We start from the raw sequence: 12,238 nt of genomic DNA, 5'->3' as shown, positions 1-12,238 counted from the left end.
CTCCCTCCGAATTCGCCTCGGCGCTACCGCGCCCCGCCCTTCTGGATCCGCTTCGCCAGCGCCACCGCCTTCGCGCGGGGCAAGATCACCTCGAAGTGCATCTCGTCCTTGCGGCGGCGGTAGTTGCCTCCCCAGCGAAGGCCGTACTTCTTGCAAAGCGCGTTGATCGTCTTGCGCTGGGCCGCGCTGAACGTGCCCTTGCGCCCCAGCGGGTGCTTCGGCGCGTTCAGATCGATGGCGATGCCGGCCGCGTGGAACGAGGGCCGCTTCGAGCCGCGGATGTTGCGATTCGCGTGCCCCCAGCACCAGCCCTTGCGGAGCTTCTCCACCTTCTGGTGGAATTCCTTGGCGAAGCCGATGAGCAGCGGGGCGATGATCGCGCGGACCGGCAGGGATACATTCGTACCCGGGACGCGATACGTCTTCACCCCGATGCGTTTCGCGGGGCCCACGCTGAATCCATTGATGGACCGTGGCTTTGCCCGCCCGGCTTCGAGGCTCGACTTGCCCGCCGCGACGCTCGTCTCCACGCCCTCCCAGACGTCTTCGTCGTCCTCGTGGGCATGCGTGTCCCAATCCTCGGGCGGCGCCGTGCCCTCGGAGGGATCGACCTCCTCCAGCACGACGGGCTCCTCTTCGAGCCTTTCGTCCAGTTGCTCGGCGACGAATCCTTTGGCGATCCGAAGAGCGGACTTTCCCTTTTGACCTCTCACGGCCATACGGCACCCCCTTTCCCATTTCCGAATGTTGTGTCCGGGCTTCATAGCGCAATGGGCGCTGCCCGAAAATCATGCGCGCGCCTTCATGGACGCCGAGCTGCGCGGGGGCAGCGCTCCTCGAAAGGCGTGAGGTCGATCCCGGAGCTTTCCTCGATCCACGTGAGATGCGCGGGGATCGACGTGTAGATGGCCTTCCCCGCGCAGGGATCGGCCGGGTCCATGTCCGTGCTCGGAGCCATGCGGCTCGAAACGCCGAACGCGCGCCACGTGCCATCCGGAAGCTCGAGATATGCGGGGCCGCCCGAGTCGCCCGTGCAGGCGCCTCTTTCGCGGCTGCCGACGAGGACCTCCCGCGCTTCGGCCTGGGTCCCGTGAACGGGCACGACGACCCACCGTTTCAGGCCGCCGCCGGGCTCGTCTTCGCCGGCGGCCCCGAATCCGACCAGAATGGCCGTGGCCCCGGGGACGAGGTGCTCGGCAGCCTCGCACACGGAAAGGACGGGCGCGATCGGGACGTCGTCCACGGCCTCGCGGAGGAGACAAAAAGCCACGTCGGCGCCCTGGATCCGTTCATGGTCCGGATGGCCCATGCAGCGGTCGACGGCCACCGTGCGGACGGCGTGATCACGCGCCTCCCCGAGGGAAAACGAAGCGGGCGTGCCGCGGGCGAGGCAATGTGCTGCCGTGGTCACGAGCCGCGGATGCACGAGCGTGCCGTCGCATCGCCCGGACGATACCGCGGTCGGCCATTCTCCCGGGGCCGCGATCTGCCCGCCGACGATGGCCGTAGGAGCTTCACGCGCCCCGTCCTCGGGGCCACGCGTGCACGCGTGGACGAAAACCAGGCAGGCGGGGGCGAGGCGCCGGGCCATTTCTCGTCACGTCATCGAGGCTCACCGCAGTTTCCGCGGGCGCAACATTCGCTCGGGCCGGGGTGGAAGGTGCTGCTCGTGAAGCAGGCGACGGCCGGGATATTGCAGCGGATGTGGCACTGGGTCCACGGCCGGAGCCAGCTGCCGGCCCCGCAGTCGTGCTCCCTGTAACACGCGTCGTGGATGTCGCAGCAACGCCCCTTCGGACCGCAGCTCGTCGGCCCGCGGATCGCCGACGGCAAGTCACAACCCCAGTTGTCGTAGTAATAATGGATCGCGCGGGACACCTGGGCCTGGATGAGGGCGGCCCCGACGATCGCGCGGTCGACCGTCGGCAGCTCGGCGTCCATTTGCGCGGACGCGGTCTGCGGTTGCGTCGACGTGTCCCCGTCTGTCCCCGTCGGGAACGACGTGTACGTGACGAGGGTACTCTGCGGCCCGATAGCCTGGAAATCGGCTCGGAGCTGCAACGCCCCGGTCTGGCTGCGGATGTCGACGCGCACCTGGGTCGCATCCATCTGGGTACCTTGCGCCACGCTGTCCTCGTCGAGCGTGACGGTCACCGTCTGTCGTGATTCCCCTGAATTCGCGCGGTCGGGGGGCTTCTTTTCACACCCCGCCGCGATGGCCCCGAGCGTGATGAGCATTGCGGCCAGCGTTCGGATGTTTATTCTTCCACGTCGGGTCATCGTTCCTCCTCGCGTCCGCGCGTCTTGGGTTACGAGGGAAACGTAATGGTCCGTCCCGCGAGGTCCAAGAGGACGCCTTGCCGCGCGCGCCCCCGGCTCCAATTTCATCACGACGCCAGGCGCGAGGAGGGGCATCATGAGTGACCGTACGGAATCTGATTTTTGTGGATCCTTGCTCGTGGGTGAGGTGATTTCGGGGAAACCTCGGGCGGCGCTCGTCCGAGGGGCGAAATGGAACCCCGGGGATCGCATCGAGGTGTGCTTTCTGGACGGCGTCCCCTCGGTCCAGGAAAGGGTGAAAACCTTCGCCAAGGAGTGGACCGCGCTCGGCCTCGCGAACCTCCGGTTCGTCTTCCGCCGCAAACCCGCGGCCACCCCGATCCGGATCTCCTTCAAGTACCAGGGACACTGGTCGGCCATCGGAAAGGAGTGTTTGGCGTCGCCCTTCACCGACGCGACGCAGCCGACGATGAACTTCGGCGGATTCGACGAGGAAACGCCCGACGAGATGATGCGCGCCGTCGTTCTCCACGAATTCGGCCATGCTCTCGGCCTCACGCACGAGCACATGAGCCCTGCCGCGGGCATCCACTGGAACGAGGAGCAGGTCTACGCCGACCTCTCCGGCCCGCCCAACCACTGGAGCCGGGAGATCATCCGGAAAAACATCTTCGAGGTGCGTGAGGATACGAATTATACGGAATTCGATCCCTCCTCGATCATGCTCTACCGGATCAAGAAGAGCTGGAACTTCGATGGGCTCGAAGTCGGCTGGAACAACGACCTCTCGCCGACGGACAGGGCGTTCATCCGGCAGCAGTATCCGTGATCGATGCACCGAGGGGAGGGCGATCGTCATGGCCAAGAACGATTGGGCCATCGTGGTGGGCATCTGGCGTTACCCCGGGCTGCACCTGGATCTGCGGGGCCCCGAGAACGATGCGAAGGCGTTTTACGCGTGGGTGACCGATCCGCGCGGCGGCGACGTTCCGGCCTCGCAAGCCCGGCTGATCCTCTCCTCCGATTTCATTCCCCCCGAGCCGAGGAGCGCCGCCGTCGCCCAGCCGAACGAGGTCACCGTCGCCGGCGCTGTCACGACGATCCTCGACGAGGTGCAGGCAAAGGCGGAGGACAATGGGCCGCAGGCGAGGCGGCTTTACCTGTACGTCTCCGGTCATGGTTGCCAGATGCTCGAGTACGGGACCATCGACGCGAACGTTCTTTTGACGGCGAACGCGACGACGCGCAAATTCAACCATGCGAACATCCCCAGGCTCGTCCGGGCGTGCGTCGTCAATCCCGCGCTTTTCAAGCAGGTCGTCGTTTTCATGGACTGCTGCGCGACGCCGGGCCCGCAGACCCCAACGGATCCATCCGGTTGCACGAGGGAGCAACCCGCGGGCGGCTCGGAGACGCAGCTCGTGTTCATGCACGCGGCCAAATCCGACCGGGAGGCGCGTGAGCTCGACTTCGACGGCAAGCCGATGGGCGTGTTCACCCGGGCGCTCCTCATGGGCCTTCGCGGCGGCGCGAGCGACGAGCAGGGGAACCTCACGGCCGGAGCGCTCGCCAATTACCTGCACGCCAACATGCGGAAGCTCCTCCCCGTGGAGATGCGGGCGAACCCCAATCCGAGCATCGGCAAGGAGCCGTATACGCCTTTCGACGATCCCCAGGTGACGAAACTCCTCCTCGCGCGCGCGCCGCAGGCGAGGTTCAAGCTCGTGATCCACGTCTGGCCGGAACTGGTCGGCGAAGAGCTCGTCGTGCTCGACGGCGACCTTCGACCGGTCGTCCGGCAGACGCCCCGGAGCGAGCGCGTCGAGCTCGACCTCCCCGCGGGGTTTTACCTTGCGCGAATCGGCGGACGCTCGGAGGTGTTGGAGTTGCCCGGATATAGCCCCAGCGGGGCAGCGGAGATCAACTTCGCGAAGGGCTACAGGGAAGCGCGCGTCCACGACCGGCTGGCCTTCGCGTTTGCGAATCCCGGAATCGATTATTTCCTCGTCGACGGGGCGTTCGAGGCCCATCCCATCGAGCCGACCCGAGGCGGGGAGCACGTGGTGGAGATGAAACGGGCTGGGCTCTTCAAGCTCCAGGCGCGCACGGGATCTCTCCTCAATTACGTTTACCTCGTGGTGTCGGGCGACGCCGGCGCCGACCCCAAGACCATCCGCGTCACGTGGGACGACGGCACGCTTCAGGGGGAGCCAGCCATTGGTGGACCGACGCTGAGGATGCCGCTCGTCGAGCTCGTCAACCTGGCGGACGAGAGGTTTTTCATGTCGCCCGCGCCGCTCGAAAACACGGCCTCTCCGGAGGCGTACCGCGCGCAGGCGAGGCGCGAGAGCCGCGTCCCCGGTGTGAAGATGGGGAAGGGCAGCGAGTTTTTCCTCGGCGTGCGCGACGCTCCACCCCCGGGGCCCTTCCCGATGCCTCCCGCCGCGCATCCTGCGGCCGGGCTCTCGCTGCGTGACGCCGAAGGGCGTGTGCTCGTCGATTTCGAGCGCCAATCGAAGCGTGGTCCCGGGACCGACGGGCCGTGGGCGACCTGCAATGTCGAGCTCGATCCCGGCGTCTACCGCCTCTCCGTGGAGACGCCGCATGGCACGTTGAGCCAGACCGTCGTCACGACGCGCGAGCGTCAAACCCAGGTCTTCCTCCTCCTTCGGAATTACAGCGACGGCCCCGGCGGCCGGCGCGCCGATCTGCAGGGCGCGGCCGTTTTCCTCGGTCAGACATCCTTCGAGCCCAAACGACCCGCGCTGCGCACGACGGAGCTAGTCCGCCTCGCGTTTCGAGAGCGCCGAGCCGCAGGCAACGCAGAGATGCTGGCGAATGTGATCGAGACGAGCCGCGAAGACCCGATGCTCCGCCTCCTCGGCGCGTATCTGCTGCTCGCCCTCGGTGAGCCGAGCGAGGAGCACACTTCAATCTTGAAGAAGGCGCTCGCCGCTCTGCGCAGACAGCTCGGCGAGCATCCCGATGTGGAGGCCCTCGCATTGCGCATCCAAGGTGCGCGGGCCCCACGGAAGCGATTCTCGGTGCCGCCGATGTTGGTCGAGAGCTGGCTCGCGATCCGTGACGCGAGCCGTTCGCCCACGGGCCTGATTGCCGCCCCGTCGCTGCTCGCGCGCGTCGAGAAACGGCTCTGGGGCTTCGGGCCGGCGCTCGTGTGGCAGGAGCCCGCGCGCGGACGCAGGAGGTGATTCCAGCCGCCTTCCAACCATGATATCGTCGCGTCCATGCGACGACGCACCCTCGGCGTTTGTGGCCTCGTGCTCCTCACCGCGTTGTTCTGGGCAGGTGCTGCGCGCGCCGATATCCTGCCGGAGCCCGAGCGCCCGACCGACTGGGACGAGCACCCCGCGCCCACGCCCGAGGTGCCGCTCGAGGATGCGCTGGCGCGTCGGCTCTTGCCCTTGCTCGCCCTCGGGATGGCCGGAGGGACGGCGCTCGTCGCGGCGCAGCGCGGGCGCGCCCTTGCTCGCGCGGGGCGGCGATGAAGTCGTACCCGGGCGACGGGCGCTTCGTGGTGGACGGCAATCCGGAGGAGATCGCCGGCGAACGGAGGGTGCTCTGGAAGTTCACGCGGCTCTGGCACAGGAACATCCAGCCGGGCCTCTCGCCGAAGGACGAATACTGGCTGCACGGGACCGATCGGCAATCCGGCGCGCGCGTGCAAGTCCATCCGCGGGGATACCCGTTCGACTGGAGGCACGACCTTGCGACCGAGACCGTTGCCCGGACCGTGCAATCGCTCGCGCTCCCGTACACGGTGCCCGTGCTCTATGTCGGTCCGGGCGTCGTCTTCGCGGAGCCGCCGCCCGCGCGGCCCTGGCCGTCCCTGGGGATCGAGGCCGCGGCGGCGTGCGCGCTCCAGGCGTGTGAGGTCGCGGCGCGGCTGCATGCGCGCGGGTGCGGCCCCCTGGTGTTCGGCCCGTCGCACCTGCGGCTCGTCGAGGAGAATGGGCATTGGCAGATTCGTTGGCTCGTCCCGGGCGTCGAGGATGTCGACTTGCTCGAGGCGCTCGAGCTCGCCGAGGACCACGAACGAGAGTCCGACCATCCGCGCTGGAGTTGGTCGATCGATCCGATCCAGCACGACCTCTGGCAGATCGCTTGTTTCTTTTTCTCGTTGCTCGCCATGGGCCGTTCGGCTGGAGAAACCCTCGATCCTGCCCCTGGCGAGGCATTCCAGACGCTCGTGCGCATGCGCGAGGAGGGGCCTGAGGCCGCCGGAATCAAGGACGCCGCTTCCCTGGCCAGCCTCTTCGCCGTCCTCGCCCGCGTGCCGTCCTCCCGCATCCAGGGGTTTCCCGTCGTGCGGACCTTGCCCCGGCTTTATCCCGACTGGGACGTGGTCATCGCCGACGGCGAGGCGCTCTTGCAATCCGATGCGCTGCGAGACGGCTATCGGGACTACGTAAAACTCCCCCTCGCGGCCGCCTATCACCAGCGCGCGAGCCGCGCCTGGGCCCGGGGCGAACACGGAGCGGCGCTCGCCGACGTGAATCGGGCCCTCGAGCTCGACAACCACGCGCCCTACCACACGACCCGCGCCGTGCTGCTCGACGCCCTGAATCGCCGCGACGAGGCGCGCGCCGCGGTGGCCATGGCCTTCACGGTGGATGCGGAGGGCAAGGAACGAGGGTTCTGGACCCCCGACGAGCAAGTGGCCCGGGAGAAGGCCAGGGACGTGGATCGGGCGCGCGCGCACCTGACGCGGGGCCTGTTTGCTTTGCGTGCGGGGTCGCTCGACGAGGCCGAGGCGGATCTGCGCCGGGCCGAGGAGCTTGCGCCGAGCGCGCTCTCCACGCGAGCGCTCGCCGCGGTGGCGCGCGCTCGTTCGTGATGACGTGACGGGCCCGTGGCGGCCCCCTGCTCGGGGGACTCAGCGCGGCACGAGCCAGGCGTCGAACGGCTCGTAGTACGAGCCGCCGGGGACTTCGTTGTCGGCGCGATAGAGATCGAAGTCCGCGGGGAGCATGGCGTGGTCGGGGCTCGAGAAGCCGCGGATCTCCCAGACCGAGTGCTTGTTCGGGGCGTTTCCGAAATCGAACGGTTTCATGCCCGCCGCGAAGGAGATGTTCTCGAAGCGTAGCCAGTCACGGATGCAGTCGGGATCGTTCGGGTCGTCATCCTTGGCAGCGTCGGGGCAGGCCTCCTGGAACGTGCGGCTGACGCCGACCGGGCGCGTCCCCGTGAAGGTCAAGTTCCGGAAGGTCGCCGGAATCGTCTGCACGAAGACGTAGGACAGAATGGTGACGCTCTCGAGCGTGACGTCGACCATGCGCGGGCGATCGGTCGCGGGGATGGCTTTGATCGCGACGCTGTCGAGCCCGTTGTCGACGATCGTGACGCCGTCGAACTCGAACGGGTTGCCATAGGCGCCCCAGTGGATGCCGTAGCCTCCGTTCGACCAGAACTCGTTGTTCGTGTACGGGGCCTGGATGTGCTCGTCGTCGTTGTGCCACACCATCGCGCCGTGCCCGCCGCTGTTATGGGTCACGTTGCCGGTAAAGGTGAAGTCGTCCGGGCGCCCCGACCCCCCCTCGGTCCAACCGAACCCGGCGACGTCCGAGCCACTGCCCTCCCAGCCGATACCGACGGCGACGCAGTCGCGGGCGCCCGAGCCCTCGCCGCCGCTGTGCTCGAACCCGGCCAGGCGATGCTCGATGCGCAGGCAAGCCCCTTCCTCGTCGCGCTTCGCCGCGCCCACCTTCGCCGCGAGGACGTGATCGAAGACGATGCCGTGGGGCGCGCTCTCCGCCCGATCAGCGCAGCGCGTACCGCAGCCGTTCGTGTCGTAGAACATCGAGAACCCAGGGCCATACGCGTCGTAGCCGGCGACGTCCGAGACCTCGATGCCGTGGGACTTCTCGATCACGACGAAGCCCTTCTGCCCGCCCCAGATCGCGGCGTGGCGCACGAAGGACGGGTCGGACGCTTCCTTTTGCGCGCCGAAATAAAGGGCAGCCCGGCGCGCGGGCCCGCCGCATTTCTCAGGCCCGAGCCACCGGAGCTCGACGCTGTCGAGCTGCGCGATCCCCTGCTCCAGGACCATGATGTGCGCGTGGCTGGTGTCGTCCGCCGACCGGATGACGACGTTTCGGGTCAGGTTCGCGGCCTCTCCCCGCCGCATGCAATCGCTGCAGCCGTCGTGCGCGTAGCTCGGCTCGGCCTCGAGGGTGACCGTGTTGCCCTCCACGGCCGCGATCTTCGCCTCATCGAACTGGCTCGCCCAGGTCTCGCCCGCGCTGCGCGGCACCGTCGGCGTGAGCGTGACGCGGTCCCCCACCTGCCATCCTGACGCGTCGTCGACGGTGAAGGTCAGGTCCGCCGGGCCTGCCCCGTCCGTCAGCCGACCCCAGGCGCGCTTCTCCTGGCCCGCAGCCAGCAGGCGACCGCTCCCTGCCACCCAGAGCCCGATGTCACCGTCGACGATCTGGATCGGGGTCTCGACCGAGGTCGACCCATCGTCGCCCGCCTCGACGGACGGGGTGCCCTGGTAGCCCTCGTCTTTCATGCCGGTGAAGATGATCTCGGCGGTCACGCCGGCCGGGATCCGCCCCTCCGGGGTCCCGTAGTCCACGGTCCCCGCGACGACGAGGTTTCCGTGCATGGTGAGGGTCGCCGAGACCTTGCGCGAGGCGGCGAGCGTCCCGCCGGCCTCGACGCGGAGCGTGTGCGCTTCGGCCGCGCAATCCACGACGACCGTCATCCCGTCGGGGATGACGAGATCGGTCGTGGCGTCCGGTGTCACGCCGCCCCACACCTTCGGGTCGCAGAAGGAGCACGCGTCCCCTTCGCAGGCCGCCGCAATGCTCGGGGGATCCTTGATGGCGCCGGGGTCGTCGCCTCCACATGCGACGAGGGCGAACGGCATGACGAGCAGCGCGATGGTGAGCCCTGTCAAAGCAAGACGACGTCCTCTCATGGCGAGTTCTCCTGGCAGGCGGTGAGGTCCGGCTCGAGCTCGGCCGGCGCGACGTCGCGCAGCCCCTGACGCTGCGCGGCCGAGAACTCCCCGCAGACGCTCTGCCAGGCGTTCGCAAGGAGGGTGTGATGGTTGGGCGCGAGCGTACCGCCCTCGGCGAGGAACGTGGCCTCACGCCGGAAGAAGCGGCGGAAGAGCGCCTCGCGCGTCGCCACGTCCACGTGGAGGAGGGGCACGGCGAGCAGGCGCACGGGGCCCTGCGCGGTGCCGAAGTCGTCGGCGAGGGCCCCGCGTGACTCTTCCCAGCTCCCCAGGAGGTGGAAAAAGGTCATGGTGGACGGTCCTTGCCCGGCGTCCTCCGCGACCAGGAGGACGTCGCGCCAATTGAGTGGTCGCTCGCCATTTGAAAAACCTCGCCCAGGGTTGACGGCGATCTGCGCGACCCACCAAGAGAGCGCCTGCGCCATCGCATGCGGCACCGCCTCGGCGAGCCCGGCCTCGAAGAAGGCGAAGCCCACCTCGTAGGGGAAGGCCGGGCCGCCGTCGGGGAAGCCGTTGTCCGCGCCTTCGTAGCCGCCGTGCGCACGCTGCCAGGCCCATAGCTTCACCGCGGCGTAGCGGAGAAGCTCGATTCGGCCCTGGTGGTCCCCCTCCTGGATGAGGAGCTCTTTGCCGATCTGGATCGCCGCCGATTGGAAGGCGAGCGCGTCGGCGAGTGTCCCCGGATCGGCGAGCGCCGCTTCGGTGCTGGCGAGGAGTCCGTCTCCACGCGTGAACCAGCCCGGATCGATCTTGCGCGGGAGCCAGCGCAGCCAGGTCGGCACTTCGACCGGGCTCGGGAGCTGCGAGGTATCGAGCGAGGCGAGCGCATCCCAGGCGGGCTCGGCGGGGAGGCCGTCAGGGAAGAGGACCGCGCCGAGCGCGTCGTCGTCGGCAAGGACCGCGTCATATCCGGCCCCCGCTTCGCCATGCATGCCGGGCCCAGGCTGAAACGGCGGATCGTGGACCCGCCCCACGGGGGCAACCGGCAGGGAGCGGATATAACTCGCGATTGCTGCGGCTTCCTCGGGGGAAAACAGGTGGTGCTCCGCGCGCGCCTGGATGCTGTGGTTCGAGAAGGCAAAGACGGCGAGATCCGCGCCGTCGTCGGCGTGGCAGCGGGCGCAGGTCGGGCCGCCGTCGCGTGAGGTGGTCGTGAAGTAGGTGCGTCCCCGCTCGACGGCCGCGGGATCGGGGAGGGGAGCGGTCCACGTGGCCGGGTCGTCCCACGGGAGCTCGAGTTCGACCTGGTTCACAGGGTCGTCGGGCGCGCGGATTGCCAAGCCGAGGACGCGGAAGCCCGAGACGTCGGGCACCTGGCGGGCATACCTGAAGGCAATCCGGTTTTTGCCGGTCTTCACCGCGCCGGCAGCGAGCGGGATCGTGCCGCGTCCCGTACCGCCGAAGGGGCGGCGGAGCCCCAGGCCCGACGCGCCGAGGTCGATCGGCGCCCCGTCGTTCACCGCAACAAACGCGGCCTCACCCGCGACGATGTTGTCCGCCGTCACCTCGAGCGAAAGGGTCGGGCGCGTCGAAAGCGCGGCCGGGACCTCGAGGGTGACCGTGACCTCGGTCCCCGGCGCGCCGAGGATCTCGAGCGGGAATGCATGCGGTTCGGCCACGGGATCCCGTCCGCCAGAGGGTTCGCCGCATCCGGCGCTCGCCATTACGAGCCATCCGAGCAGTGCGGTGCTCAGGCGGATCCTGGGGATCGAACGCATTTAGGTATCTAATACGCTGTTCGCCGGGGAGTCAATCGTCATCCGTGCGCGGATCGACCACAAAAATGATCGGGTTGGTGCAATAAAACTTCAATCCGCCGAGAACTCGGTTCCGCTTGCGGAGGCGGAGGCGGAGGCGGAGGCGGAAACGCAAACGCAAACGCAAACGCAAACGCAGGCGATCAGGCGAGCGCGAGCCTTTGCAGGTGCCGTCGGGCGAGGGAGATGCGGGCGTAGGCGGTCTTCGTCTTGATGCCGAGCGCTTCGGCGATCTCCCGGATCGAACGGCCTTCCAGGTACGGCACGACCACCGCACGGATGCGCGGGCCGATCTTCAAGAGGAAGCGCTTCAGCCGGAACAGCCCGTACGTCGCCTGCAAGAGCATATCGGGCGACGACGCGTCGTCCTGCTCCTGCTCGGGACATTCCTCCGCGAGCCCCGTGAAGACCTCTCGCTCATGACGCGCGAGCTTTCGATAATTGCTCGCACGGTTGAGCCCGATCACCACGAGCCACGGCCGGGCCTGCTCCGGCGTGACCAGACATTCGAGGCGTCGCCACGCCGTGACGAAGACCTCCTGGACGACATCGTCCACATCACCGGAGGGGAAGGCCTGCTTGAGAAGCAGGCGGCGAAGGAAATCGCGGTGTTCGAGGTAAAGGCGGCCGAGCAAGGCGTGCGACGCCGTAAAGTTTGCCGGCGGCGGATGGAGCGGTATCGTTGTCATACTCATGACTCCGGTTCGGTCGGGGTTGTGGGGAGACGCCGGTCGGTGTTCTAGCGCCGGCTGGCGTCGCTTGTTTTGTTCCACAAATCAGGGCGAAACTCAACGACCAAATGTGGAATTGGTTCGTCGCGGGAAAAGTCACGATCCGACCTGAATGGGGCGAGGGGGGTTGGAATGGGAGCCGTGATCCCGAGCAGAAATTCCCTTACCCCCAACCCCTCTCCCGGCCCGGGAGCTGAGCATTGGTCTCATCTTGGGAGGCGCTGCGCTGGGGCGTTGCCCCAGGCCCCACCGGGGCTATCCGCCCCTGGACCAGGACCCGTGCAAGCGCTGGACCCGGGGTCGATGAACTGCGCGATGCGCAGTTCATCGCAGCGCCTTTCACCCCCTCTCCGCCGCGCGGGCAGGTCCCTCGGCCTCCGTCATCGGTCTTCGACCCCGTTCCCGCAAGTCGCGGGACCTCCGGATCGGTGTGGGAACCCGTTCGCGCAGGTCCCGGGACCTCCCGGATCGATGTTGCGCTCCGTTCG

The 12,238-nt window shown here is 68.1% G+C and carries 10 protein-coding genes; 4 read left to right on the top strand and 6 right to left on the bottom strand.

Features of this window, described 5'->3' with window-relative positions; translation table 11 throughout:
* Positions 1–23: 23 nt before the first annotated feature.
* The 3 genes from KEG57_RS32380 to KEG57_RS32370 form a co-directional block, all read right to left on the bottom strand.
* Positions 24–719 carry a M15 family metallopeptidase gene (locus KEG57_RS32380; RefSeq protein ID WP_272424204.1) on the bottom strand — a complete coding sequence of 232 codons (696 nt, stop codon included), beginning with the start codon at positions 717–719 and terminating at the stop codon, positions 24–26.
* A gap of 83 nt (positions 720–802) precedes the next feature.
* Entirely contained in the window at positions 803–1,591 is a 789-nt protein-coding gene (locus KEG57_RS32375) for a S1 family peptidase (RefSeq protein ID WP_272424205.1), read from the bottom strand.
* Positions 1,592–1,602: 11 nt separating this feature from the next.
* On the bottom strand, positions 1,603–2,238 hold the full coding sequence (locus KEG57_RS32370; RefSeq protein ID WP_272459147.1) for a hypothetical protein: 636 nt from the start codon (positions 2,236–2,238) through the stop codon (positions 1,603–1,605).
* 178 nt (positions 2,239–2,416) lie between these two features.
* Between KEG57_RS32370 and KEG57_RS32365 the strand changes: the two genes are divergently transcribed.
* Genes KEG57_RS32365 through KEG57_RS32350 form a run of 4 tightly spaced genes read left to right on the top strand, consistent with a single transcriptional unit; the run spans position 2,417 to position 7,135 of the window.
* Positions 2,417–3,109, top strand: a complete 693-nt coding sequence (locus KEG57_RS32365) for a zinc metalloprotease (RefSeq protein ID WP_272424209.1) — start codon at positions 2,417–2,419, stop codon at positions 3,107–3,109.
* Between the two features lie 28 nt (positions 3,110–3,137).
* Complete coding sequence (locus tag KEG57_RS32360) at positions 3,138–5,489, top strand: caspase family protein (protein WP_272424210.1); 2,352 nt, start codon at positions 3,138–3,140, stop codon at positions 5,487–5,489.
* 36 nt (positions 5,490–5,525) lie between these two features.
* A complete protein-coding gene (locus tag KEG57_RS32355) occupies positions 5,526–5,786 on the top strand; it encodes a hypothetical protein (RefSeq protein WP_272424211.1) in 261 nt (86 codons plus the stop codon).
* Positions 5,783–7,135 carry a hypothetical protein gene (locus KEG57_RS32350; protein ID WP_272424212.1) on the top strand — a complete coding sequence of 451 codons (1,353 nt, stop codon included), beginning with the start codon at positions 5,783–5,785 and terminating at the stop codon, positions 7,133–7,135. Before KEG57_RS32355 ends, KEG57_RS32350 begins: the two co-directional genes overlap by 4 nt.
* Before the next feature lie 39 nt (positions 7,136–7,174).
* Here the strand turns inward: KEG57_RS32350 and KEG57_RS32345 are convergent, their stop codons facing one another.
* From KEG57_RS32345 to KEG57_RS32335, 3 genes are all read right to left on the bottom strand, one after another.
* Positions 7,175–9,220 (bottom strand): G8 domain-containing protein, encoded by a 2,046-nt coding sequence (locus KEG57_RS32345; protein ID WP_272424213.1) that lies wholly within the window; start codon positions 9,218–9,220, stop codon positions 7,175–7,177.
* The gene (locus KEG57_RS32340) at positions 9,217–10,881 is read right to left on the bottom strand and encodes a hypothetical protein (protein WP_272424214.1); all 1,665 of its coding nucleotides are present in this window, start codon (positions 10,879–10,881) and stop codon (positions 9,217–9,219) included. The genes KEG57_RS32345 and KEG57_RS32340 overlap by 4 nt, the downstream gene beginning before the upstream one ends.
* A gap of 281 nt (positions 10,882–11,162) precedes the next feature.
* Positions 11,163–11,708: an RNA polymerase sigma factor gene (locus KEG57_RS32335; RefSeq protein ID WP_272424216.1), complete on the bottom strand. Its 546-nt coding sequence runs from the start codon at positions 11,706–11,708 to the stop codon at positions 11,163–11,165.
* Positions 11,709–12,238: the final 530 nt, after the last annotated feature.

Source organism: Polyangium jinanense (assembly GCF_028435365.1).
The sequence above is the reverse complement of the archived record's forward strand: the minus strand, read 5'-3'. Positions and strand labels throughout refer to the sequence as shown.